At 39.7% G+C, this 25,243-nt stretch carries 21 protein-coding genes; 18 read left to right on the top strand and 3 right to left on the bottom strand.

Annotation, left to right across the window (positions count from 1 at the left end; translation table 11 throughout):
- The first annotated feature begins 25 nt into the window (after positions 1-25).
- Complete coding sequence (locus AC973_RS03690; RefSeq protein WP_048727451.1) at positions 26-1,741, top strand: ABC transporter ATP-binding protein; 1,716 nt, start codon at positions 26-28, stop codon at positions 1,739-1,741.
- Positions 1,741-3,582 carry an ABC transporter ATP-binding protein gene (locus AC973_RS03685; protein ID WP_016897067.1) on the top strand — a complete coding sequence of 614 codons (1,842 nt, stop codon included), beginning with the start codon at positions 1,741-1,743 and terminating at the stop codon, positions 3,580-3,582. The genes AC973_RS03690 and AC973_RS03685 overlap by 1 nt, the downstream gene beginning before the upstream one ends.
- Before the next feature lie 74 nt (positions 3,583-3,656).
- Here AC973_RS03685 and AC973_RS03680 read toward each other — a convergent pair whose 3' ends face one another.
- Genes AC973_RS03680 through AC973_RS03670 form a run of 3 tightly spaced genes read right to left on the bottom strand, consistent with a single transcriptional unit; the run spans position 3,657 to position 6,320 of the window.
- On the bottom strand, positions 3,657-4,244 hold the full coding sequence (locus AC973_RS03680) for an SOS response-associated peptidase family protein (RefSeq protein WP_048727449.1): 588 nt from the start codon (positions 4,242-4,244) through the stop codon (positions 3,657-3,659).
- Between the two features lie 40 nt (positions 4,245-4,284).
- Positions 4,285-4,968 (bottom strand): type 1 glutamine amidotransferase, encoded by a 684-nt coding sequence (locus AC973_RS03675; RefSeq protein ID WP_048727447.1) that lies wholly within the window; start codon positions 4,966-4,968, stop codon positions 4,285-4,287.
- Positions 4,968-6,320, bottom strand: coding sequence for a Mur ligase family protein (locus AC973_RS03670; protein ID WP_048727445.1), 1,353 nt, complete (start codon positions 6,318-6,320; stop codon positions 4,968-4,970). Before AC973_RS03670 ends, AC973_RS03675 begins: the two co-directional genes overlap by 1 nt.
- Before the next feature lie 228 nt (positions 6,321-6,548).
- On the opposite strand from AC973_RS03670, the gene AC973_RS03665 reads away from it, so the two are divergent.
- The 16 genes from AC973_RS03665 to lepA all read left to right on the top strand — a co-directional run bounded on the left by AC973_RS03665 (position 6,549) and on the right by lepA (position 25,027).
- The gene (locus AC973_RS03665; protein ID WP_016897071.1) at positions 6,549-7,169 is read left to right on the top strand and encodes a thymidine kinase; all 621 of its coding nucleotides are present in this window, start codon (positions 6,549-6,551) and stop codon (positions 7,167-7,169) included.
- A gap of 96 nt (positions 7,170-7,265) precedes the next feature.
- On the top strand, positions 7,266-8,339 hold the full coding sequence (gene prfA / locus AC973_RS03660) for a peptide chain release factor 1 (protein ID WP_048727442.1): 1,074 nt from the start codon (positions 7,266-7,268) through the stop codon (positions 8,337-8,339).
- Entirely contained in the window at positions 8,332-9,210 is an 879-nt protein-coding gene (prmC, locus tag AC973_RS03655) for a peptide chain release factor N(5)-glutamine methyltransferase (RefSeq protein ID WP_048727440.1), read from the top strand. Before prfA ends, prmC begins: the two co-directional genes overlap by 8 nt.
- A gap of 36 nt (positions 9,211-9,246) precedes the next feature.
- Complete coding sequence (locus AC973_RS03650) at positions 9,247-10,272, top strand: L-threonylcarbamoyladenylate synthase (RefSeq protein WP_048727437.1); 1,026 nt, start codon at positions 9,247-9,249, stop codon at positions 10,270-10,272.
- A 71-nt stretch (positions 10,273-10,343) separates the two neighbouring features.
- Entirely contained in the window at positions 10,344-11,564 is a 1,221-nt protein-coding gene (glyA, locus tag AC973_RS03645; protein ID WP_048727433.1) for a serine hydroxymethyltransferase, read from the top strand.
- Between the two features lie 120 nt (positions 11,565-11,684).
- Positions 11,685-12,320 carry a uracil phosphoribosyltransferase gene (upp, locus tag AC973_RS03640; RefSeq protein ID WP_026466100.1) on the top strand — a complete coding sequence of 212 codons (636 nt, stop codon included), beginning with the start codon at positions 11,685-11,687 and terminating at the stop codon, positions 12,318-12,320.
- A gap of 96 nt (positions 12,321-12,416) precedes the next feature.
- Complete coding sequence (gene murA, locus AC973_RS03635; RefSeq protein ID WP_026466099.1) at positions 12,417-13,721, top strand: UDP-N-acetylglucosamine 1-carboxyvinyltransferase; 1,305 nt, start codon at positions 12,417-12,419, stop codon at positions 13,719-13,721.
- A gap of 15 nt (positions 13,722-13,736) precedes the next feature.
- Positions 13,737-13,928, top strand: coding sequence for a DNA-directed RNA polymerase subunit beta (locus tag AC973_RS09625; protein WP_016897078.1), 192 nt, complete (start codon positions 13,737-13,739; stop codon positions 13,926-13,928).
- Positions 13,929-14,178: 250 nt separating this feature from the next.
- Complete coding sequence (gene truB / locus AC973_RS03630; protein WP_048727428.1) at positions 14,179-15,090, top strand: tRNA pseudouridine(55) synthase TruB; 912 nt, start codon at positions 14,179-14,181, stop codon at positions 15,088-15,090.
- 17 nt (positions 15,091-15,107) lie between these two features.
- Positions 15,108-16,055, top strand: a complete 948-nt coding sequence (ribF, locus tag AC973_RS03625; protein ID WP_048727425.1) for a riboflavin biosynthesis protein RibF — start codon at positions 15,108-15,110, stop codon at positions 16,053-16,055.
- Positions 16,056-16,271: 216 nt separating this feature from the next.
- On the top strand, positions 16,272-17,459 hold the full coding sequence (locus AC973_RS03620; RefSeq protein WP_048727422.1) for a M20 metallopeptidase family protein: 1,188 nt from the start codon (positions 16,272-16,274) through the stop codon (positions 17,457-17,459).
- 248 nt (positions 17,460-17,707) lie between these two features.
- Entirely contained in the window at positions 17,708-18,760 is a 1,053-nt protein-coding gene (hrcA, locus tag AC973_RS03615; RefSeq protein ID WP_016897082.1) for a heat-inducible transcriptional repressor HrcA, read from the top strand.
- 12 nt (positions 18,761-18,772) lie between these two features.
- On the top strand, positions 18,773-19,324 hold the full coding sequence (grpE, locus tag AC973_RS03610; RefSeq protein WP_182022994.1) for a nucleotide exchange factor GrpE: 552 nt from the start codon (positions 18,773-18,775) through the stop codon (positions 19,322-19,324).
- Positions 19,325-19,402: 78 nt separating this feature from the next.
- Positions 19,403-21,229 (top strand): molecular chaperone DnaK, encoded by a 1,827-nt coding sequence (dnaK, locus tag AC973_RS03605; protein WP_048727418.1) that lies wholly within the window; start codon positions 19,403-19,405, stop codon positions 21,227-21,229.
- 90 nt (positions 21,230-21,319) lie between these two features.
- Positions 21,320-22,498, top strand: a complete 1,179-nt coding sequence (gene dnaJ / locus AC973_RS03600) for a molecular chaperone DnaJ (protein ID WP_048727414.1) — start codon at positions 21,320-21,322, stop codon at positions 22,496-22,498.
- 705 nt (positions 22,499-23,203) lie between these two features.
- Positions 23,204-25,027, top strand: coding sequence for a translation elongation factor 4 (lepA, locus tag AC973_RS03590; protein ID WP_048727409.1), 1,824 nt, complete (start codon positions 23,204-23,206; stop codon positions 25,025-25,027).
- Positions 25,028-25,243: the final 216 nt, after the last annotated feature.

Below are 25,243 nucleotides of genomic sequence, written 5' to 3'. Positions count from 1 at the left end.
TATAAAACATAAAAGGAGGAATTAGATGTGGCGTTTAATTAAACGAATTCCCTTTTGGGCTATGTTCGGGGCAATTGTCTTTGCCTTAACACAGGCCATTGGGGAATTATTATTGCCAACGCAGACCGCTCGCATTATCGACGAGGGTGTTGCGGCAGGAGACATGCAGGCTATCTATAGGATTGGTGGTCAGATGATCTTGATTACCATCTTAGTCATCATTTCTGCAGGGATTTCAGTATATATTTCTGCCCGTACCAGCCAAAACTTGGGTAGAAAATTGCGTAATGAAATTTATACAAAAGTTTTGCAGTTTTCAAAAGAAAATATGGGGACCTATGGTGAGGCCTCATTGATTACGCGTTCTTCAAACGATATTCAACAGGTTGAAGTGACTGTTATGATGATTATGCGTATGGTCTTGCTTTCGCCAGCCATGCTACTAGCAGCTGTCGTGATGGCCGTATTAGCTAGTCCAGAATTGAGTTTAGTTTATGCAGTCTCAGGTCCAGTATTAGCCTTGTTAATTTTTATTATTTTACGCATTGTGTCACCATATTTTAAATCCATGCAAAATAAGGTTGATGATTTGAACCTTATTTTCCGAGAAGGATTGACAGGTGTACGTGTTGTAAGAGCCTTTAACAAATCAGATTTTGAAGTAGCAAGATTTGCTGAAGCCAATAAAGATTATGCGGATACAGCGATTAAAGCGATGTTCCGGATGTCTTTTTTAATGCCTATCATGACAACAATTTTATCACTAACAAACATTACTTTATCATGGCGCGGTGCCCATTTAGTGGCCGCTCAAAATCTAAGTGTTGGGGTCATCCTCTCATTCGTGAACTATTCATTCATTATCATGTTCTCATTCATGATGTTAGGGATGATTTTCGTGATCTTACCGCGTGCCCAAGTGTCCGCTCAACGGATCAACGAAATTTTGGATACTGAAATCAGTATTCATTCACCTGAAAACCCAGTATCTATTGACCGTCAAGCACCAGGTGAAGTGACATTCGAAGACGTTGCCTTTAGATTTGGTAACGCAGAGCATAATGTAGTGGACGACATCAACTTCCAAGTGAAACCAGGACAAACCTTAGCCATTATTGGGGGTACTGGTTCTGGAAAAACGACGATTGCCAACTTACTCTTACGTTTTTCAGACGTAACTAAGGGTGCTGTTAAAGTCAACGGTACTGATGTGCGCGACTTATTATTGAATAATTTGCGTGATTTGATCGGCTATGTACCGCAAAAAGCCAACTTATTCTCAGGGACCATTCGTGAAAACTTGAAGTATGGTAACGGTGACGCTACCGATGAAGAACTTTGGTATGCATTACGCATTGCCCAATCTGAATCATTCGTTCGAGAATTGCCGGATGGTTTAGATGCCCACGTGGCCCAAGGTGGGAATAACTTCTCAGGTGGACAAAAACAAAGACTTTGTATTGCCCGTGCCATCGTCAAACAAGCAAACATTTATCTTTTCGATGACTCATTCTCAGCCTTAGACTACACCACTGACCGTAATTTAAGAGGGGCTTTAAAAGAAGTGACTGAAAATGCGGCAACAATTATTATTGCGCAACGTGTTTCAACTATTCGTGATGCAGATACGATTGTGGTCCTTGATAAGGGTGAAATTTCAGGTATTGGTAGCCATGATGAATTGATGGCAAATGACATCTACCGAGAAATTGTCGAATCACAAATTAAGGGGGCGAACTAATGGCGAATAAAAGAAAAAAACTAGAAGGACGTCGTCATAAACCAAAAAACTTTTGGTCAACCCTAGGTCGCTTCATCAAATATATGGCTAGTCGGAAATGGACATTCTTATTGATTATTGTCCTGATTATACTAGCAACCACATTCCAAATTGTGTCACCACGTATTTTAGGTCAAGCAACTACTCTGATTACCGATGGGGTAAGTAATGGCTTGCAAAACGTGGATGGACAGCAAATGTACGTCATTGATTATGCTAGGTTAGTAAAAATCTTAACTAAAGTAGTCACTTTCTACTTAATTAGTGCCTTATTTAACTTCTTACAAGGAGCTTTATTAAGCCGTACTGCCCAACGCGTGATTGAAGACTTAAGAAATGATATGCGAGCGAAATTAAACCGTCTGCCGATCTCATTCTTAGATTCAACGCCAAATGGTGAAATCATGTCACGTGCCATTAATGATGTTGAAGCGATTGCTATGTCACTACAACAAACCTTGCAACAGGTCTTGATGTCTAGTACGCAATTTGTCCTAACTATTGTGATGATGACCTTAATCAGTTCAAAAATGACCTTAATTGCAGCAGGAACTATTTTATTATCTACAATTGTTATGCTGTCTATTACACCGGTATCGCAAAGACTATTCGCCACCCAACAAAGGGTGCAAGGGAATATGAATGCCTATATCGAAGAAAACTATTCTGGTCAAATTGAAAATAATGCTTTCAACCAAAATGAAGGTAAAATTGCTCAGTTTGAAGAGAAATCAGCAGAATACTATGCGGTTTCTTGGAAAGCCCAATTCATTTCGGGTATCTTAATGCCGTTGATGAACTTGGCGAAAAACTTTGGTTACGTAGCGGTAGCTATCGTCGGTGGTTTCTCAGTGGCTAACGGTACTATGGTAATTGGTGACGTTCAAGCCATGCTACAATACGCAGGGATCCTATCAGAGCCCCTAAAACAAACGGCCAACATGATAAACCAATTACAACGTATGGTAGCGTCTATCGAACGTATTTTTGAATTCCTTGACGTTGAAGAAATGGAAGAAGTGACTTCTGGTCAACCAGCTATTGAAACAGACTATAAGATGATTTTCGACCACGTCCAATTTGGTTATCAACCAGGCGAAGAGAACCTACTAATGACTGACTTCAACCTAACCGTTGAACCAGGTCAAATGGTGGCAATTGTAGGACCTACAGGGGCCGGTAAATCAACCATAATCAACTTAATCGAACGGTTCTATAATATTTCTGGTGGGTCTATTAAATATGACGGTGTAGATACAAGAGATATTGACCAAGAAGAATTACGTTCACGAATGGGTATGGTTTTACAAGATACTTGGCTATTTAATGGGTCTATTGCAGACAACATTGCTTACGGGTCAAACAATCCAAATGTGACCCGTGATGAAGTGATTCGTGCCGCAAAAGCTGCCCATGTAGATGACTTTGTACGGACCTTGCCAGATGGTTATGACACCATTATCAACCAAGATGGTTCTAATATTTCCCAAGGTCAACGTCAATTAGTGACGATTGCTCGGGCCTTTATGTCTGATCCAGAGATTTTAATCTTGGATGAAGCGACATCGTCAATTGATACGCGTACAGAAAAACTCATTCAAAAAGCCATGAATCAATTACTTGAAGGAAGGACTTCATTTGTTGTTGCCCACCGTTTATCAACCATTCAAGATGCAGATAACATTATTGTATTGAACCATGGTGACGTCATTGAAACAGGTAACCACGAGGAATTACTAGCTCAAGAAGGATTCTACTATAATCTTTATAATTCACAATTTGTGAAAGGTGAATTTGAATAAGCACGTATGTACAACAAAAAAGCGAGTCGTTTTAATCTAAACGGCTCGCTTTTTGAGTACATCTTATTGAAATGTCACGATACTTTTGTGGGTACTAATTGTTGGTGTGTAGGCTTTTGATAATTGAAGGCAAAGTCATCATCTAAAATCCATTTAGCAATATCTGCTTGTGGAATCAAAAGGGGCATCCGGTTGTGGATGGGGCTAACAACTTCATCAGGTTCCGTAGTGATGATAATAGACTCAGCTTGTTTTTGCCCAGTCTTTTTGTCAGGATAAATCCGGTAAAAACCACCCGCATAAATGACCCGACCAGAATCCGAAAAGGTATAAGCTTCCTTATCTTCAGAAAATTCAAAGAAGGCTGACATAGGGAAAACAATCCGTTGACCTTCAAATGGCCCTCTAAAAGTCTTCTTCTCGCGGAGGGTTTCAACCCGGGCGTTAATCATCAATTGACTGGGGTTGAAACCTGTAAATCCCCAACGCGTAATACCAGAAACGATTTCCCCGTCAGGATTAGCGCCAAGCGTCACCACCTGATTAGAAGGAAAGATCGTCCCATCCCTTAAGTCAGTCACATCAACACCGCGACTGGTAATTTCTTCGTAATAATCGACGAGAATTTGCTCATTTTTATCATATAAATAGCGACCACACATAACATAGCTCCTTTACTTTTAAGCAAAAGGGACTTCAAATTTAAGCTGACTGGTTTTCTTTCGCTAATCTGGCTTGCATATTTTTAATGGCTAGACCAACAATTTCATTGGTTAATTGTTCGTTACGTACTAATAAAGGGCCGTGGAAGTATGAACCAAAAGTATTTTTATACATAACACCTTCCGTTTGGTCTTCACCGTTGTTACCAAAACCAGTAACCACTTTACCTAAGGGTTGAGTATTTTCCCCTAAAAAGGTCCGGCCGTTATGGTTTTCATAGCCGTAGTAAGTCTGGCCAAAACGGTCATTTTCAATGACGATATCACCAATAAAGCGGTTATTGTCTTGATTTAATGTGTAGTGGTCTAAGGCACCAATACCTTCTAACCGGTCGCCAGCAGCATTGATGTAGTACTTTCCAAGCAATTGGAATCCACCACAGATACCGATTGTTACACCGTCGTTTTCAATATACTGGGTTAAAGCTTCTTTTTTTGATTGGATGTCACGGGCTACAATTTTTTGTTCATAATCTTGGCCACCACCAAAGAAGACAAGGTCAAATTGGCTAGGGTCAAATTCATCACCGATAGAGACTAATTGGGTTTCAACATTGACCTTTTGTGCTTTCGCTGCATGTTGTAACATCAACAAGTTACCGTTATCACCATATGTATTCATTAAGTTCCCATATAAATGGGCAATTTTTAAAGTTTGTTCCATTAACTCATGCGCTCCTTCACGTAACCTAATTCAGCCAATTCTTTTCTAATAGCAAGCATAGCTGTATAAGTCGCTAGAATATAGACTTTTTCAGTCGGTGCATTTTTCACTGTTTCAATAATGGCTTTAGGATCTTCTAACTGGATTAATTGGTCTTGGTTAAAGCCAGCGACTGCCATACGTTTAGACAAGTCAGCCACACGAATACCTGCCACATAAGAAGCTTCAATATTGTCCATTTCGGCTAGTTTTTCAAAGTTACCATCCCAAATCCAAGATACATCTTGGCCGTCAGCGGGACGGTCATTTAAAACTGAAATCAGGGTATATGGTGCTTTTTCTAAAAGACATAATTCGATGATTTGGTTTAGACCTACAGGGTTTTTGATAAGGTTAATCCGTAAGTCGTGACCTTCCACGTTGATGGCTTCTTGACGCCCGAAAATACGTTTAGCCCCTTGCAATCCTTCAGCGATATCTGCTTGGCTAACACCAAAATACCGGCCTAGTGAATAGGCTGATAAGGCGTTGTAGACATTATATAAACCAGCAACTGGAATACTGTATTGGTAGCCATCAATTGTAAAGCTAGCTGATTCCGGTGTTAGTTCATTAATTTCTTCTACTTGATAAGTTAATTCTGGACGACTCACGCCACAGTTTGGACAGAAATAGTCACCAAGGTTGCTGTAGGTAATGCTATGATAATGTAAAACATGTTCACAGTTCGGACAGATAACACCGTCAGTATTGTTGTCTGCTAGGAAGTCTTTTGACTGGTCTTCTGTGTTGAAACCGAAAAAAACTTGCTTGTTGTCTACTTTACGTGATGAGAAAATTGGCGCATCACCGTTTTGCATTAGAATAGCGTCTTTCGCTTTTGCAGCACCTTGTAGGATAAAGTCATAAGTGGTGTAGATTTCACCATAGCGGTCCATTTGGTCGCGGAAGATGTTGGTGGTTAAAATCACTTCTGGTTTAATATGTTCAGTGATATGACGTAAAGATGCTTCGTCCACTTCAAGAACAGCCACTTTATCCTTGGACTTTGTACCAGAGTCTTCAATGAAGGATGAGGTGATACCTTGCAGCATGTTTGACCCTGAATTGTTAGTCATGACATGGTCAAATTTTTGTTTCAAAATATTGACAGTTAGGGCAGTGGTCACTGTTTTACCGTTGGTACCCGTAATAATGACTACACGGTAATTCTCACCTAAGGCTTTTAGGATCTCAGGATCAATTTTCTGTGCAATTTTACCGGGTAGAGAAGTACCACCGCTTGTAAATCTCTTTAATAATTGTTGGCTTGTACGGCCAGCTACTGTTGCTAGTTGACTCTTAAATTTCATTTTTGGCACTCCCCTAATCATTTGCTATCCGCTACTTAGGCGAACTCTTAATGAACTAATTTTACCATAGGTGAGCAAAATTCTATAAAATTTCCTGTCATTTAAAATTTCTTTAAACTTTTACCGGGAATTTGACTTGCAAGCAGGAAATAAAATTGACTAGTGACGGGAATAAAAGTAAAATGAATAGCTGAGTAAATCGATATTAAAAAGTATGGGAGTGTTTAGATGGCTCAGTTATTTTTCCGTTACGGTGCAATGAATAGTGGTAAGTCTTTTGAAATCATTAAGGTAGCACATAACTATGAAGAACAAAACAAACATGTCTTGGTTTATACCAGCGCTGTTGATAACCGTGCAGGTGTCGGGAATGTGTCTAGTCGTGTGGGTGAAGAAAGATTAGCACGTGCAATTGCGACGGAGACGGATGTGTATGAGGATTTAACCACTTATATGCGAGAGAACGACCAAAAAATTTATTGTGTGTTAATTGATGAAGCCCAATTTTTATCAAAAGACCACATCTACCAATTGGCACGTATTGTTGACGAATTAGATATCCCAGTTATGGCCTTTGGCTTGAAAAATGACTTCTTAAATAACTTGTTTGAAGGATCTAAATACCTATTACTTTTAGCTGACAAGATTGAAGAAGTGAAAACCATCTGTTGGTTCTGTGCCAAGAAGGCTATTATGAACATGCGTGTAGCTGACGGGAAACCGGTGTATGAGGGTGAGCAAGTGCAAATTGGCGGAAATGAAGCCTATTACCCAGTTTGTCGTAAACATTATCACCATCCACCATTGAAAGATGGTAAAATCTATATTGAGCGCAATAATGGTGAATAGCAAGTAGGTGTAAGTGAAATAACTTTTGCCACACCTAGATTAATATCGAGAATAGACTGTAAGTTTTACATAAAGAAATAGAAAAGAGTTGAGAGCATGTTTACAGACCAATTAGATTCATTTATTGCCCGCTATGCGGAAGTAACTGAGTTAATGAGTGACCCGGACGTGATTAATGATAATCAACGGTTCCGTGCTATCTCTAAAGAAGAAGCTGATTTAAGACCGAAAGTAGAAACATTTAGTCACTACAAAGATGTGATTCAAGCTATTGAAGATACTGAGGAATTATTAGCAGAGTCATCAGATGATGAAATGACCGAATTAGCAAAAGAAGAATTGAAAGAATTAAAAGCAGAACGTGACAGTCTTGAAGAAGAGATTAAACGTTTAATGATTCCTTCAGATCCAAATGATGACAAAAATATCATCATGGAAATCCGTGGTGCAGCGGGTGGGGATGAAGCCCAATTATTTGCGGGTGACTTGTATGAAATGTACAATCGTTATGCAACTAGCCAAGGTTGGCGCGTTGAAGTTGTTGAATCATCTAGTAATGATATCGGTGGTTTCAAAGAAATCACTCTACAAATTCAAGGGGACAATGTATATTCTAAATTGAAATTTGAATCTGGCGCTCACCGTGTACAACGTGTACCAGATACAGAGTCTCAAGGTCGTGTCCATACTTCTACTGCTACAGTGGGTGTCATGCCTGAACTTGAAGATATCGACTTCGATTTAGATGATGGTGATATTCGTATTGATATTTACCGCGCCTCTGGTGCCGGTGGTCAGCACGTTAACAAGACGTCTTCTGCCGTTCGTTTAACCCACGAACCAACAGGTATTCAAGTGGCTATGCAAGACCAACGTTCACAACAACAAAATAAAGATAAAGCAATGATGATCTTACGTTCGCGCGTATACGAAAAAATTGCTTCAGAGCAACAGAATGAATATGACTCACAACGTAAGAACTTAGTAGGTACCGGGGACCGTTCAGAACGTATCCGTACATACAACTATCCTCAAAATCGTGTGACTGATCACCGAATTGGTTTAACTATTCAAAAATTAGACCGTATCATGACCGGCGAATTGGATGAAATCGTTGACGCTTTATTATTAGCCGATCAAGCCAATAAGTTAGAGGAGTTAAATGATTAATCAAACGTATCTAGAGGTCCAGGTTTGGGCCTCTTCTTTTTTAGAAGAAAATAACCAAGACGCTGAAATTGCTTATCATCTCTTGCTTGATTTAGCCGATTTTTCAGTGTCAGATTGGGCCCTTAAACGTAAGGACATCATGCCCATTAACCTGAAAGAAGCCTATCAAGCGGCTATTGAGAAGGTGGCTAAAGAAAACTATCCTTGGCAGTATATTGTCGGGAAAGCTTGGTTTTACGGTGAAACTTTCAAGGTTTCACCAGCTACCTTAATCCCAAGACAGGAAACGGAAGATTTGGTGTCTTATGTGGCCGATTTAATCAAAAAAGAACATATCGCGCAAGATGCAAGGGTACTTGATATTGGTACTGGTACGGGGATTATTGCGATTACCTTAAAACAACTGTTCCCAAACCTGCAAGTCACGGCGACAGATATTTCACCGGATGCCTTAAATATTGCCCGTGAAAATGCTGCGGATAAAAAATTTGTTATTGATTTTCAACTTGGTGATTTATTTGAACCAGTTCTTGGCCAAGAATTTGATTTAATCATTTCAAACCCACCTTATATCGGCTCAGATGAAACGGATGTGATGTCCAAATCAACGGTCCTATATGAACCAGATTTAGCCCTTTTTGCAAAGGAAAATGGCTATCAAATTTATTGGCGCTTATTCGACCAAATCCATGATTATTTGGCTAAGCCGGGTTACTTTATTGGGGAATTTGGTTACCAACAAGGGCCATCCTTGCTTGCTGGCGCTAAAGACCGCCTGCGAATGACGGACGCCGAGGTAAACATTATCCAAGATTATGCGGGCAATGACCGAATTCTAGTCATCCAAAATCCATATAATACAACAATCTAACAAAACCATAGAAATAAGAAAGGAGTTCAACCAATAATGACAAAACTCATTCAAGCAAGTGAAATTGAAGAAGGCGCAGCCTTACTGCAGGATGGCCAATTAGTGGCTTTTCCAACTGAAACAGTCTTTGGTCTAGGGGCTATCGCCAATAATGTGGATGCTGTTAAATCAGTCTATACAGTAAAAGGCCGTCCAAGCGATAATCCTTTGATTGTCCATATCGCTGATCCAGAAGATATTTTTGACTATATGATTGACAATGACCCGGAGAGACATGACTTAATTGAAAAATTAACAGCACAATTTTGGCCAGGTCCTTTGACCTTGGTTGTACCTGTTAAACCAGATACCTTCCCAAGTGTCGTAACTGGTGGCATGGATACAGTAGGAATTCGCTTACCGGACCATGGAACGACCCGCGATTTAATTCGCGCAACTGGTTTTCCAATCGTTGGCCCATCAGCTAATATTTCGGGTAAACCGAGTCCAACCCAAGTTGCTCATGTGATGCATGACTTTGATGGGGTCATTGGTGGCGTTGTGAATGCTGAACCAACGCGTATTGGGGTTGAATCTACGGTCTTAGACCTGACGGATTTAAGAGGGTTAATCATTTTGCGACCTGGATACATCACCAAGTCCATGCTAGCTGAAGTGGTGACAGATATGCCGATATATATTGGTGGGACCATTGCCAATAACGCGGAAGAGGCGCCAAAAGCACCAGGTATGAAATATGTTCACTACAGTCCTAACCAACCTGTGATGGCCGTTTCGTCTGACAAAATGGCGAATGTGCTAGCTTATCTATCTAGTCAATCGATCAAGGTGGCATTAGCAACTAGTGAAAATAATTTTGAAAAGTACAAAACGTCAGTTGCCTCGATTGTATCACTGGGACCGACAATAGAAACCGCTACACAACAACTTTTCGCAGCTTTAAGAACGTTTGATGACCAAGAAAATATTCAACAAATTGTCGTAGAATTGTACCCTGATACAGAAAAAAATGGGGCATATCGCAATCGTTTGATCAAAGCGAGTTCAACCGTGGTAGAATAGACCTAGATAAATAAATTGGATAAGGTAGACCCCAAGGAATATTATCAAAAAATAAAGCTGGAGGCAGATGCATGAGTAACGACATTATTTTTGATTTATTAGATGAGGAAATGGACCGCCAACAACATGGGATTGAGTTGATCGCAAGCGAGAACTGGGTATCGGAGGATGTACGCCGTGCGCAAGGATCAATTGCAACCAATAAATACGCTGAAGGGTATCCGGGTAAACGTTACTACGGAGGCTGTGAAGTCGTGGATAAGATTGAAACATTGGCGATCGACCGCGCTAAAGAATTATTTGGTGCAGCATACGCAAATGTACAACCACATTCAGGCTCACAAGCCAACATGGCCGTATATGACGCTTTCTTAGAGCCAGGTGATTTAGTTTTAGGGATGAACTTAACTGATGGTGGGCATTTGACTCATGGGTCAAAAGTAAATTTCTCTGGTAAGAAATATAACTTTATTGCTTACAATGTCACAAATGATGAAGAATATATTGATTATGCTGAAATCGACCGCCTAGCCAAAGAACACCAACCTAAATTAATCGTTGCCGGTGCTTCAGCTTATGCGCGCACGATTGATTTTGAAAAAATTGCTGAAACTGCTAAAGCAGTTGGTGCATACTTTATGGTTGATATGGCTCACATTGCTGGTTTAGTTGCAGCGGGTCTACATCCAAATCCAATTCCTTATGCAGACGTTGTGACTTCTACAACGCATAAAACTTTACGTGGCCCTCGCGGTGGTTTAATCCTAACTGCGAACGCAGATTACGGTAAGAAATTAAACTCTGCTATTTTCCCTGGCATTCAAGGTGGCCCTTTAGAGCACGTGATTGCTGCCAAAGCTGTTGCCTTCGGTGAAGCCTTACAAGACGACTTTAAAGACTACCAAGCACAAATTATCAAAAATGCCAAAGCCTTTGAAAAAGTCTTCAATGAAGAAGGCATTCCAATGGTATCTGGTGGAACAGACAATCACTTGTTATTACTAAAAGTTATCGGTTTTGACGTGACAGGTGCTGAAATCGAAACAGCCTTAGATGAAGTTGGTATTACTGTAAATAAAAATACTATTCCAAACGAAACTTTAAGTCCATTTAAGACAAGCGGTATCCGTATTGGTACGCCTGCCATCACCACTCGTGGATTTAAAGAAGCGGAGTCTGAACAAGTGGCTCGATTGATTGCTACAATCATCAGAAATCCTCAAGATGAAGCTGTTCGTGCTGATGTTCGTGCATCTGTTAAAGCCTTAACTGAAGCAATTCCATTAAAATAATCTCATTTATAGGACTTGAAGGCCTAGCTTACTTGCGCTAGACTTTCAAGTCCTATATAATATCTAGAGTTTGAGCAAAATTAATTGGCTGCATAAAATTTAAAAGTGAGGTAAATATTCATGAGTAAATTAGTTGTAATTGATCACCCTTTAGTACAACACAAGATGGCTATGTTACGTGATAAAGATTTAGGCACTAAAGGTTTCCGTGAATTGGTAAATGAAATTACAATGTTTCTTGGTTACGAGGTAACGCGTGATTTATCAATGGAAGAAGTTGAAATTGAAACACCTTTAGTTAAAACAACCCAAAAAGTTATTGCTGGTAAAAAATTAGCGATTGCCCCAATTTTACGTGCTGGTTTAGGAATGGTTGATGGCATGCTATTATTGATGCCTGCAGCAAAAGTAGGTCACATTGGTATGTTCCGTGACGAAGAAACTTTACAACCACAAGAATACTTCTTCAAAATGCCTCAAGACATTGAAGAGCGTGAAGTAATCGTAGTAGACCCAATGTTAGCGACTGGTGGATCTGCCATCATGGCCATTGATTCTCTAGTGAAACGCAATGTTAAAGCAGAAAGCATTAAATTTGTATGTTTAGTTGCAGCGCCAGAAGGTGTTAAAGCTTTACAAGATGCTTACCCAGAAGTTGATATTTTTTCGGGTGCATTAGATGAGAAGTTAAACGAAGATGGCTACATCTTACCAGGTCTTGGTGACGCTGGTGACCGTCTATTTGGTACCTTATAATTGTCATCAATTACATGTATATGCTACTCTTGATATACAAAACCAAGCATAGAAATTTGAAACAAATAAATTAATATTAGATAGGTGATAATAAAAATGACGGAAAACATGATTGTTAAGGGTGGCCGTAAGTTAAATGGGCATGTAAGGGTTGATGGTGCAAAAAACGCTGTTTTACCTTTATTAGCAGCCACTTTATTAGCAGACCAAGGGAAAAGTCGCATTACCAATGCATCATTACTATCAGATGTATATGTAATGAACGATGTATTGCGTAACTTGAATGCGCAAGTTGATTTCGATGAAGAAAACAATGAAATTATCGTGGACGCTTCTGGTGATCTAACGACTGAAGCACCATTTGAACTTGTCAGCAAGATGCGTGCTTCAATCGTTGTAATGGGGCCATTATTGTCTCGTTATGGTCACGCTAAATTTGCTATGCCAGGTGGTTGCGCTATTGGTTCGCGTCCAATTGACTTACATGTCAAAGGATTTGAAGCTTTAGGTGCCAAAGTAACAACTACAGCAGGTTATGTTGAAGCAAGCGCTGATAAATTAGTGGGTGCCAACATTTATTTAGACTTCCCAAGTGTTGGGGCAACACAAAATATTATGATGGCTGCTGCATTAGCTGAAGGGACAACAATCATTGAGAACGTTGCTCGCGAACCTGAAATCGTTGATTTAGCCAACTTTATCAATAAAATGGGTGGTCGCGTTCAAGGTGCCGGCACAGATACCATTAAAATCCGTGGGGTTGAAAGCCTTGAAGGAACTGAACATTCTGTCATCCCTGACCGTATTGAAGCAGGAACATTTATGGTAGCTGCAGCCATTACTGAAGGTGATGTCTACATTGAAGACGCGATTTCAGAACACAACCAACCATTGATTTCTAAATTAAAAGAATTAGGTGCGACAATTACTGAAGACGTGTCTGGTGTCCGTGTGCAAGGTTCTACCGTTTTGCATCAAACAAAAGCAAGAACTTTGCCATATCCTGGTTTCCCGACTGATATTCAATCACCATTTACAGTTGCCCAAGTTTTAGCAGAAGGTACTTCAGAAATGGAAGAAACTGTTTTTGAAAATCGCTTTATGCACTTGGAAGAATTGCGTAGAATGAACGCTAACTTTAATATTAACGGCAATACAGCTATTATGAACGGTCCTGCTAAGTTGCAAGGGGCAGCAGTAGCTGCTTCTGATTTACGTTCAGCAGCAGCCTTAATTTTGGCTGGTTTGAAGGCTGAAGGGATGACCAAAGTGTCTGAATTGAAATACTTAGACCGTGGTTACCACTCATTCGACAAGAAATTACAAGCCTTAGGCGCAAATGTACTTCGCGTGGATGTGGATGGTAAAACAGACGCAGAGCTTGCTAGTTTACTAGATTAGAATGGTCGTGACGAAATGAAATATTATCATCAATATATTAATGAACCATGGAAGAAAATTGTATTTTGGGGACTACTGTTATTGATTGTTGGCTTCCTTCTATTCATTATCGGTGGTTTAATTGGATACAGCATATCGTCTGACCAATCAGCCTTCAATTTCTTAAACCCAGCTAGCTGGAACCATGTCTTCTCATTTATACGTTAACATGACTATAAGCAATTTGAGGGGTGATTCTGTTATCACCTCTTTTTTTATATGAAAATGACAAGTGGATAGTCAAGCTAACTAGCAATAGGTGTTTACTTTCGTAGCCAACTACTGGTTGACGAGGTCTTTTTTAAGATCGCCTTATTTTTGGACTAGGATTTTTCAGGTTCAAATAATGATTCGCCACAATTTGAATCAGTTTTTTAGTGGGTCATATGTTACAATATGCTAGATATGAGGTGAGTTTATGGATGGCATTTTGCCTTTATGGAAAGAACGTGGCATGACTAGTCACGACTGTGTATTTAAAGTAAGAAAGATTTTAAAAATGAAGAAAGTCGGCCATACAGGGACCTTAGACCCGAATGTTGACGGGGTTTTACCGATTTGTTTAGGTAAGGGGACTAAATTGGTTGAATTGTTGATGGACAAAACCAAAGTCTATACTGGAGAAATCACCTTAGGGTTTGCGACGACTACTGAAGACCTGGACGGTGAAGTGGTTGCTGAAGAATCTTTAGCGAATCCTTTTGAAGATGACTACATTCAAGCATTCATGCAAGAATTAACAGGTCATATCGTTCAGATTCCACCCATGTATTCGGCGATTAAAGTCAAAGGGAAACGCCTGTATGAGTATGCCCGTGAAGGCCTTGAAGTTGAACGACCTGAACACCCGGTATTTGTCCACGAATTCAAGTTAATGGGACCATCTCGTTTTGAGGACAACAAGCAAGTTTTTGCTTTTGAAGTGGTATGTGGCAAGGGGACCTATGTCCGCACTTTAGCCAGTGACTTAGGGCGAAAGCTAGGGGTGCCAGCGACGATGACTAGCCTAACTCGGGAAGGATCAACCCCTTTTTCAAGGGAAGATTGTCTGACCCTATCACAATTGGCAGAGGCTGTTGAAGCTGAGGATTATAATTGGTTGGTACCAGTTGAATCGACCTTATCAGCATATCCAGTTTGGCAGGTTCCGACTGAGGATAGCCACTTAGTGAAATTGGTGGAAAATGGGTCGGTCCTAGAATTAGCGACGTTACCTGCTGATTTAAGAGACCAATTACCGGTGACGGCTTATATCGACGACAAGTTAAAGGCGCTTTATGATGTCCATCCAAGTAAAGATGGTAAAATAAAACCAAGTAAAATGTTTTAAAGATTGGACGATACTGAATGAAAACGATAAATTTACACCATCCCTTTGAACAATCAACGATCTATGCGGGCGATGTTGTCCTAGCTTTGGGTTTTTTTGATGGGGTCCATAGAGGCCACCAGGCGGTTATTCAAGCTGCTCGTGATGAGGCTGACCGTTTGCAATTACCACTAGCTGTGATGACTTTTAATATGGCGCCACGCATCATGTATCAACAAATACACCCTGAAGAAGTGACTTATTTAACCACTCTAGTCGAAAAAGAGCGGTTAATGACTCAGATTGGTGTGGACTATCTTTATGTTACCCAGTTAACGTCATCATTCTCCGCTTTGAAACCGCAAGAATTTGTGGACCAATATATGGTAGGCTTGCATGCCAAATCGGTTGTAGCGGGCTTTGACTATACCTACGGCAAAAAGGACATCGCCAACATGCGGACCTTAGCTAGCCATGCAGCTGGTCGGTTTAACATTATTGAAGTGAATAAATTATCGGAAGATACCAGCAAGGTGGGGTCAACTGAAATTCGCCATGACTTGAATACTGGTCAAATTGACAAAGCTAACCAACAATTGGGCTATATCTATTCAATTGACGGGATCGTTGTTCATGGAGAGAAACGCGGCCGTGAGCTAGGGTATCCAACAGCTAATTTAATGGTTGCAGCAGAATCATTGATTCCAGTTGAGGGTGTCTACGTGGTTGAGATGTTGTTGAATGGGCAATTCTACCCAGGTGTTGCTTCAATTGGGACTAATATTACCTTCGGGGAAAACCGCAAGCGTACAGTAGAAATCCATCTTTTAGATTTTAAAGGGGAAATCTACGGTGAATACGTAACGGTTTATTGGCATAAATACTTGAGACCTGAACTTAAATTTGATGGCATTGAAGGGTTGATTAAACAAATGGATCAAGATGTGGTTGATGCTGAAAGTTATTTAGAAAGTTTGCATAAATAGTATTTTTGTAAAATACGTGAAATATGACTTTGAAATGAGCGCTAGGGACTTGTCTGTGGCGTTTTTTTTGACAAAAAGCGTGCAAGTATAATCAAGAAAATGGGGAACGTTGATATAAAAGGTTTTTAGTTGAGCGTTTTTATAGATTCGATTAGACAATTTTTAGAATAGTAGTAGAATGGAATAGGAAATAAAAACTATTGGAGGAATGTCAAAATGGCATATTTGGATCGTGCTAAAGAAATTTTTGATGATGCAGTAAAGGTTCGTCGTCATTTACACGAAAACCCTGAAGTTGGTTTTGAATTACCAAAAACAACTAAACTTGTGAAATCAAAACTTGATGAGTTTGGAATTGCATACGAAAACGTAGGTGATACATACGGAATTACAGGTACATTGGGTGATTCTGCTAAGGGTAAAACTTTATTGTTACGTGCAGACATGGATGCATTAGCAATTACCGAAAAATCTCAATCAGCATGTACATCTAAAAATGAAAATGGACACTTATGTGGTCATGACATGCACACCACTATTTTACTAATGGTTTTAAAAATGTTGAAAGAAAACGAAAACCAATTAGAAGGTCAAATCAAATTCTTATTCCAACCAGCAGAAGAAACTTTAAACGGTGGACGTGTCATGGTTGAAGAAGGTATTTTAGAAAACCCCGCACCAGATGCTGGTATGGCTTTACATATGTGGCCAAATGGAGACAAAGTGGACGTTGAGATCCACCAAAAAGAAGCTTTAGCATCTGCTTTAAACTTCCGTATCACTATTAAAGGTGTGGGTGCTCATGGTGCAATGCCAAACAACGGTATCGACCCAGTATTTGTGGCTAGCCAAATTATTAATGGGGCGAACGGTATTTTAGCTCGTGAATTACCATCTAACAAAGGTGCTTCTTTATCTATGGGTTACATTAATGCGCCAGGTGGTGCTATCAACGTGATCCCTGATACAGTTGTCTTAGAAGGTACTTCTCGTTCATTATTCCCAGAATCAGCAGACCACGTTTCAAAACGTTTACCAGAAATTGTTGAACATATTGGTAAAGCATTCCGTGCTGAAACTGAATATGAGGTAATGGCTGACTGTCCGTCATTAACCAACTCTAAAGAAATGTCTGAACAAGTGATGGCCTCTGCTAAAGAAGCTTTAGCGGATAAATATGACGTGGTGAACGTACCACCATACTTAGCTTCAGAAGACTATGCACACATTGCTAGCAAATTGCCAGAATCAACATACTTCTTCATTGGTTGTCCATTACCAGATGACAATGGTGAAGTATACCCTGTTCACCACCCATTAGTACAATTCAACGAAGAAGCATTAATTGTTGGATCTGCTACCTTAGCAACATCAGCGACTAACTGGTTACGTGACAACAAATAAGCGTATCGATAAAATATACAAGTCGAAAGGGCAACGGACTATTACAAATAGTTTGTTGTCCTTTTCTCTATTGTAAAAGGGATTGAAATGGCTTTTCCTGCAAGCGTCAAAAGCCCAAATTTTAAAGGAAGGTTTAAATGTCAAAAAAAGTCAAAAAAAGTTTGACTATTATTGACAAAAGAAATGATAGGTGCTATATTATAAACATGTTAGCAGTCAGAGTTGTTAAGTGCTAATGAGGTGATAAGATGTTAACAAAACGACAAAGTTTAATTTTACAGGCGGTAATTGACCATTATTCAAAATACCAATTACCAGTCGGTTCGAAAACTTTATCTCAACATCAAGAAATAAACGCAAGTTCAGCTACAATACGTAATGAATTAGCCAGACTTGAAGATTTATCATTGATTTCTAAAACCCATTCATCATCTGGACGAGTGCCAGCTGAGGCGGGTTATCGTTACTATATTAATCACATCATGCCATATTATGGTGGATTGATTGATTTAGAGCTTGAGGAAGAGGAAGATGCTTTACTTAGAGAGATATTCCACGATCCTTATAACGATTTGAGTCAAGTGATTCGAAAAACGGCTGCGACTTTAGCCTCGCTTTCAGAAAGCGTCGTTATTTCGATGGGGCCAGATATTGCAAGGCAACGATTGGCCAATTTTCAAGTATTGTCTTTAACCGCTGACCAAGCAATGGTCATATTGGTGACAGATAAAGGTGTCATTCGCAATCAAATTGTGACATTCAATGAGGTGGTTACACCGCGATTGATTGAGGGTATTGCAGAGATTATGAATCAAGAACTTGTGGGCCTTGAGCTTGCAACGGTGATTGAAAGGCTGCAAACACACTATTTAAAAGATATTGAGCAAATGAATCGGTCCGATGAAGATAGTAGTCATTTGATACACCGGTTTATGAATCAATTCAATAGTGATGGCATGAGGGTAAATGGTCAAAATTATTTATTTTCTTCATTAGCTGATTCAGCTAATGGGACTAGTATTGCACAATTAAGTCAATTACTAGAAGACCGATCAGTGATTGCTTCACTGATTAATATCACAGACCAAGGTATCCAAGTGAGAGTGGGTAAAGAACTTAAAGATCCGACACTGGAGAATATGAGTTTAATGTCTACTAGCATGGGTACTGTAAAATCAGGTAAGTTAATTACTTTTGCGGTACTTGGTCAGGAAAGTATGTCCTACATTCGTATGGCGCAGCTTTTCCAAAGTATTTCAAAAGAAATGGCTAGATACCTGGACAATTATTATAAATCTTAGGAGGTCTATCAATTGACAAAAATGGACGACAATCAACAAGATTTAAATGTTGATGAAGAAATCAATGAAACTGACGTTCAAGACGAGCAAGTTGAAATAGTAAATGAAGAAGATAGCGAATTAGCTTCTCTTCAAGCTGAATTAGCGGCTAAAGATGACCAAATTATGCGTCTATCTGCTGAAATTCAAAACATGCATCGTCGTAACCAATCTGAACGTGAATCTGCTTCAAAGTATCGGTCACAGAATTTAGCTAAGGGTATTTTACCAGCTATCGATAACTTGGAACGCGCTTTAGAATTAGCTAAAGATGATGAGTCATCTCAGCAATTAGTGAAGGGTATCGAAATGGTACATGCAAGCTTATTACAAGCTCTAGCAGAGGAAGGCGTTGAAGTGATTGACCCTAAAGGTGAACTCTTCGATCCAAACTTCCACCAATCTGTAAGTGCGGTGCCGGCTGAAGATGGCCAGCAAGCTGAAGAAGTGGTGGCTGTTTTCCAAAAAGGGTATGTATTAAAAGATCGTGTACTAAGACCTGCAATGGTTTCTATTGCACAATAATTCATTTAACATAGATTTTAACCACAGATAAATTCATTTAAATTGATAGATTAATTAAAAAAGGAGACGTGTTTTATTATGGCAAAAATTATCGGAATTGACTTAGGTACTACTAACTCTGCAGTCGCTGTATTAGAAGGTGGCGAACCTAAAATTATCGCTAACCCAGAAGGTAACCGTACAACACCTTCAGTTGTTTCATTCAAAAATGGCGAGCGCCAAGTTGGTGAAGTAGCAAAACGTTCAATGGTAACAAACCCTAACGCGATTGCTTCAATCAAACGTCACATGGGTGAAGACAACTACACTGTAGAAATTGAAGATAAAAAATATACGCCACAAGAAGTTTCAGCAATGATCTTACAATACTTAAAAGGTTACGCTGAAGACTACTTAGGAGAAAAAGTAACAAACGCAGTAATTACTGTTCCTGCTTACTTCAACGATGCACAACGTCAAGCAACTAAAGATGCTGGTAAAATCGCTGGTTTAGAAGTTGACCGTATCGTTAACGAACCAACAGCAGCCGCATTAGCTTACGGTTTAGACAAAGTTGACGCAGACGAAAAAGTCTTAGTATTTGACCTTGGTGGTGGTACTTTCGACGTTTCTATCCTTGAATTAGGTGACGGTGTCTTTGAAGTATTATCTACTTCTGGTGACAACAACTTAGGTGGGGACGACTTTGATAACGCCATCGTAAACCACTTAATCGCTGAATTTAAATCAGAAAACGGTATTGACCTTTCTTCTGACAAAATGGCTATGCAACGTCTAAAAGATGCTGCTGAAAAAGCGAAAAAAGACTTATCTGGTGTAACGTCAACACAAATTTCATTACCATTCATTACGGCGGGTGCTGAAGGTCCACTTCACTTGGAAGTTACTTTATCTCGCGCGAAATTTGACGAATTAACTTACGACTTAGTACAACGTACAAAACAACCAGTTAAAAACGCCTTATCTGATGCAGGTTTATCTAAATCAGATATTGACCAAGTTATCTTAGTTGGTGGTTCTACTCGTATCCCGGCTGTTATCGACATGGTTAAAGCTGAAACTGGTAAAGAGCCTAACCGTTCAGTTAACCCTGATGAAGTAGTAGCTATGGGTGCTGCAATCCAAGGTGGGGTTATCTCAGGTGACGTTACAGACGTCGTATTACTTGATGTAACACCATTATCATTAGGTATCGAAACAATGGGTGGCGTGTTCACTAAATTAATCGACCGTAACACAACAATCCCAACATCTAAATCACAAGTATTCTCAACAGCTGCTGATAACCAACCTGCTGTAGATGTACACGTATTACAAGGTGAACGTCCAATGGCTGCAGATAACAAGACATTAGGTCGTTTCCAATTAACAGATATTCCTGCAGCACCACGTGGTGTACCTCAAATCGAAGTAACATTTGATATCGACAAAAACGGTATCGTAAATGTTAAAGCGACTGACAAAGGTACTGGTAAAGAGCAACAAATTACCATCCAATCTAACTCAGGTTTATCAGACGACGAAATCGATCGTATGATGAAAGATGCTGAAGCGAATGCTGAAGAAGATAAAAAACGTAAAGAAGCAGCAGATCTTAAAAACGAAGTTGACCAATTAATCTTCCAAGTTGAAAAAACAACTGGTGAGTTAGAAGGTAAAGTTGATCAAGCTGAACTTGACGAAGCTAACGCGCTTAAAGATGAATTGAAAGCAGCGCAAGAAGCTGACGATGTTGAAGCAATGACAGCTAAAAAAGATGAATTAAATGAAAAAATTCAAGCTTTAACTGTTAAATTGTACGAACAAGCAGCGCAAGAAGCTGAAGGTCAAGAAGGCGCAGACGACTCTTCAGACAATGATGGCGATGTAGACGCTGACTTCGAGGAAGTTAACGACGATAAATAATCCATAAGTTTCAAACCCTGTCTTCTATGAGGGCGGGGTTTCTTATGTTATGATGGACTGCATAACGCATGATTCAAGGGGGAGTACAGTGTGGCTGAAAAAAGAGACTACTATGAAGTCCTTGGCGTGTCAAAGACCGCAAGTAAGGATGAAATAAAGAAAGCCTATCGAAAATTATCAAAAAAATATCATCCAGATATCAACAAAGAAGCGGATGCGGAAGACAAATTTAAAGAAATTTCTGATGCATACGAAGTCTTAAGTGATGAGCAAAAACGTGCAGCCTATGACCAATACGGTCACGCAGCTACTGACGGTGGCTTCGGTGGAGGCGGCGGATTTGGTGGTGGTAGTTACCAATCTTACGGCGGCTCTGGCTTTGAAGACATCTTTGAGCAATTCTTTGGTGGCGGAGGCGGTGGCTTCAGCGGTTTCGGTGGTGGCTTCGGTGGAGGCGGCCGTACGGCTAACCCTAACGCACCGCAACAAGGTGATGACTTACAATACAACATGGACCTAGAATTTGAAGAAGCTATTTTCGGAACTGAAGAAACTATTTCTTACCGTCGTGAAGTAGACTGTACAGTATGTGAAGGATCTGGTGCTGAACCAGGTACAGCGGTCCATACCTGTCCAACATGTTCTGGTTCCGGTGTTGAAAAAGTTTACCAACAAACACCATTAGGTCGTGTGGTTTCTCAATCTGTATGTCATGAATGTTCAGGTAAAGGGAAAGTATTCGACCAAGCTTGCCACCACTGCCACGGTGCTGGACGTGAAACTGAAACACATAAAGTGAAAGTAAGCGTACCAGCCGGTGTTGAAGATGGCCAAAGCATGCGTCTTAACGGCCAAGGGAATGCTGGTAAAAATAATGGACCAGCAGGAAGCTTGTATGTCGTTTTCCGTGTGAAACCTTCTGAAATCTTCGAACGTGAAGGGGCAGAAATCCGCTATGTCTTACCAATTAACTTCGCCCAAGCGGCTTTAGGTGCTGAAATTGAAGTCCCAACTGTTCACGGTAAAGTATCGATGAAAGTGCCAGCTGGTACACAAACAGGTACGAAATTCCGTCTACGCGGAAAGGGTGCACCTAAATTAAATGGTAATTCAAACGGTGACCAAACAGTGGTTGTTAAGGTGGTTACACCTAAGAATCTGAATGAAGAACAAAAAGCTTCATTGAGAGCCTTCGCTAAAGCTTCAAATGACGAAGTGAGTGAAGAAGATAGAGGATTCTTTGATAAATTGAAAGACGCATTTTCTTAATAAATGAAAAATAGTAGCACTAGTCGACATGACTGGTGCTACTATTTTTGCGTTATTCGGTTAGGAGGGCTTAATTTTGAGGCTTAAAACAAGAAAGAGAACCCCATATTGCCTAGTTCATAGCAGATGTCGCCGCTAATCGCGATTGTTTTCTTGACTACTTTCAATTGGTCATCGAAATTTCATCAACATAATTTAAGAAGGTATAGTAGTGTTTCTGGGTTGTTTTATAAGAAGAAAAAGCCGCCTTAGAACTTGCGATATATTTTGTAACGATAAAATTACTCAACACTCCTCGACAATATCAAATTTATCTGTCGCATCAACAGGTGTAGTTAAGACATACTATCGCAAATATGTCTGTATGAAAGTATTTACTCTATCTTGGTGTTTGCGGACACTTTTTGGTTCCAATCCCTTCACTTTTTCTAGATATTCGCCAAAGGCATCAAGAACCATTGCATTAGTGTCTTCCAATTCCATGGATTTGAATTCAGTCACTATATTAATTGATACGGAATCTTTATTGAGGCTAGGATGCCATACTTTTGAACTGATTTTAATTTGAAAAATAGCTGACACATTCAATTTAGCATTTGCCTATTACTACAGATGGACTTGTTGATCTTAAAGTGGGCAAAATGTTGTGGTGGTAGGGTAATTTTGCTATAATGATAATTGCTGAACATAAGAGGGGGATGGAAAATGAATATCCAAGAAATGAAAGACAGACAAGAAAAAATCAGAAATTTTTCCATCATCGCGCACATTGATCATGGTAAATCTACTTTAGCGGACCGCATCCTACAAAATACAGGGACGGTTTCTGATCGCGAGATGCATGACCAAATGTTAGATTCTATGGATCTTGAACAAGAACGTGGTATCACGATTAAGTTGAATGCCATCGAGTTAGAATATAAAGCGAACGATGGGGAAACTTATATTTTCCATTTAATTGATACACCAGGACACGTAGACTTTTCATACGAAGTTTCACGTTCTTTGGCAGCCTGTGAAGGGGCCGTATTAGTTGTGGATGCAGCACAAGGGATCGAAGCCCAAACACTTGCTAACGTATACCTAGCTGTTGAAAATGATTTAGAAATTGTACCAGTAATCAATAAGATTGACTTACCAGCAGCTGATCCAGAAAAAGTGAAACAAGAAATCGAAGACGTGATTGGTTTAGACGCTTCCGATGCTGTATTGGCTTCAGCTAAAGCTAACATCGGTATCGATGAGTTATTAGAACAAATCGTTGAGAAAGTACCTGCACCAACTGGTGAAATTGAGGCACCTGTTCAAGCTTTGATTTTTGACTCTGTATACGATGCCTACCGTGGGGTTGTTTTGAGTGTCCGGGTGGAAAATGGTGTTATCCGTAATGGTGACCGAATTCAAATCATGTCAAATGGGAAAACGTTTGATGTCACTGAAGTTGGGATCTTGTCACCAAAACCAATTCCGCGTGACTACTTGATGGCCGGGGATGTAGGTTATATCACAGCATCTATTAAGACTATCCAAGATACACGAGTTGGGGATACGGTCACTTTAGCGACAAATCCTGCAACCGAACCATTAGCTGAATATAAACAAATGAACCCAATGGTCTATTGTGGTTTATATCCAGTGGATTCTTCAGACTATGTTGACTTGCGTGAAGCCTTGGAAAAATTACAATTAAATGATGCTTCATTAGAATTCGAAGCGGAATCTTCTCAAGCTTTAGGTTTTGGTTACCGCTGTGGTTTCTTAGGTATGTTACATATGGACGTTATCCAAGAGCGTATTGAACGTGAATTCAATATTGACTTGATTGCGACAACACCATCGGTAATTTACCATGTGTATAAAACAGACGGTACAATGGTTGAAGTTGCTAACCCATCTGAAATGCCAGATCCAACTTATGTTGAATCTATTGAAGAACCTATTGTAAAAGCTAATATCATGGTTCCGCAAGAATATGTTGGTGCCGTAATGGAATTAGCCCAACGTAAACGTGGAAATTTTATCACTATGGACTATTTGGATGATATTCGTGTTGATGTTAAATATGAATTGCCATTATCTGAGATTGTATTTGACTTCTTTGACCAATTGAAATCAAATACTAAAGGTTACGCTTCTTTAGATTATGAATTAGGTGGCTACCAAAAATCTAACTTAGTGAAATTAGATGTCTTATTAAACGGTGACGTTGTCGATGCCTTGTCAATTATTGTACATAGAGATTTCGCTGAAAGCCGCGGTCGTACTTTAGTTAGCAAGTTGAAAGACGTTATCCCAAGACAACAATTTGAGGTACCAATTCAAGCAGCGATTGGCCATAAAATTATTGCCCGTACAAATATTAAAGCCTTACGTAAAGACGTTACGGCTAAGTTGTATGGTGGTGACGTTACCCGTCGTCAAAAACTATTGAAGAAACAAAAAGAAGGTAAGAAACGTATGAAGGCTATAGGTTCAGTCGAAGTACCGCAAGAAGCCTTCTTAGCCATCTTAGATATGGGCGAAGAATAAAATTTAAAACGGTATACTTATGATACCAATCACTTTGGGACTAATGACGATAAATGTCATTAGTCTCTTTTTTTATAATTTTTGATTTTTCCATTATCATTAGCTTATCTGCTATAAACCGCCCAAAATTTTTCTATTGGCAAATTTGCAGATTTAATATAGACATATCACTTGCTATGGAGTCCACTCCAGGGTTTAGACTATGGTTTGTAAGGA

The organism is Carnobacterium sp. 1290_CSPC (assembly GCF_001053265.1).
Classification (GTDB): domain Bacteria; phylum Bacillota; class Bacilli; order Lactobacillales; family Aerococcaceae; genus Aerococcus; species Aerococcus urinaeequi.
Note: the sequence above shows the minus strand (reverse complement) of the source record. Positions and strands in the feature narration are given on the sequence as shown.

Excerpts from the sequence above, each read along its gene's own strand:
- AC973_RS03690 (WP_048727451.1), top strand. The coding sequence starts at position 26 with ATGTGGCGTTTAATTAAACGAATTCCCTTTTGGGCTATGTTCGGGGCA.
- hrcA (WP_016897082.1), top strand. The coding sequence starts at position 17,708 with ATGTTAACAAAACGACAAAGTTTAATTTTACAGGCGGTAATTGACCAT.
- AC973_RS03665 (WP_016897071.1), top strand. The coding sequence starts at position 6,549 with ATGGCTCAGTTATTTTTCCGTTACGGTGCAATGAATAGTGGTAAGTCT.
- murA (WP_026466099.1), top strand. The coding sequence starts at position 12,417 with ATGACGGAAAACATGATTGTTAAGGGTGGCCGTAAGTTAAATGGGCAT.
- AC973_RS03680 (WP_048727449.1), bottom strand. The coding sequence starts at position 4,244 with ATGTGTGGTCGCTATTTATATGATAAAAATGAGCAAATTCTCGTCGAT.
- AC973_RS09625 (WP_016897078.1), top strand. The coding sequence starts at position 13,737 with ATGAAATATTATCATCAATATATTAATGAACCATGGAAGAAAATTGTA.
- lepA (WP_048727409.1), top strand. The coding sequence starts at position 23,204 with ATGAATATCCAAGAAATGAAAGACAGACAAGAAAAAATCAGAAATTTT.
- AC973_RS03650 (WP_048727437.1), top strand. The coding sequence starts at position 9,247 with ATGACAAAACTCATTCAAGCAAGTGAAATTGAAGAAGGCGCAGCCTTA.
- ribF (WP_048727425.1), top strand. The coding sequence starts at position 15,108 with ATGAAAACGATAAATTTACACCATCCCTTTGAACAATCAACGATCTAT.
- AC973_RS03620 (WP_048727422.1), top strand. The coding sequence starts at position 16,272 with ATGGCATATTTGGATCGTGCTAAAGAAATTTTTGATGATGCAGTAAAG.
- AC973_RS03675 (WP_048727447.1), bottom strand. The coding sequence starts at position 4,968 with ATGGAACAAACTTTAAAAATTGCCCATTTATATGGGAACTTAATGAAT.
- AC973_RS03670 (WP_048727445.1), bottom strand. The coding sequence starts at position 6,320 with ATGAAATTTAAGAGTCAACTAGCAACAGTAGCTGGCCGTACAAGCCAA.
- truB (WP_048727428.1), top strand. The coding sequence starts at position 14,179 with ATGGATGGCATTTTGCCTTTATGGAAAGAACGTGGCATGACTAGTCAC.
- prfA (WP_048727442.1), top strand. The coding sequence starts at position 7,266 with ATGTTTACAGACCAATTAGATTCATTTATTGCCCGCTATGCGGAAGTA.
- glyA (WP_048727433.1), top strand. The coding sequence starts at position 10,344 with ATGAGTAACGACATTATTTTTGATTTATTAGATGAGGAAATGGACCGC.
- prmC (WP_048727440.1), top strand. The coding sequence starts at position 8,332 with ATGATTAATCAAACGTATCTAGAGGTCCAGGTTTGGGCCTCTTCTTTT.
- upp (WP_026466100.1), top strand. The coding sequence starts at position 11,685 with ATGAGTAAATTAGTTGTAATTGATCACCCTTTAGTACAACACAAGATG.
- dnaK (WP_048727418.1), top strand. The coding sequence starts at position 19,403 with ATGGCAAAAATTATCGGAATTGACTTAGGTACTACTAACTCTGCAGTC.
- AC973_RS03685 (WP_016897067.1), top strand. The coding sequence starts at position 1,741 with ATGGCGAATAAAAGAAAAAAACTAGAAGGACGTCGTCATAAACCAAAA.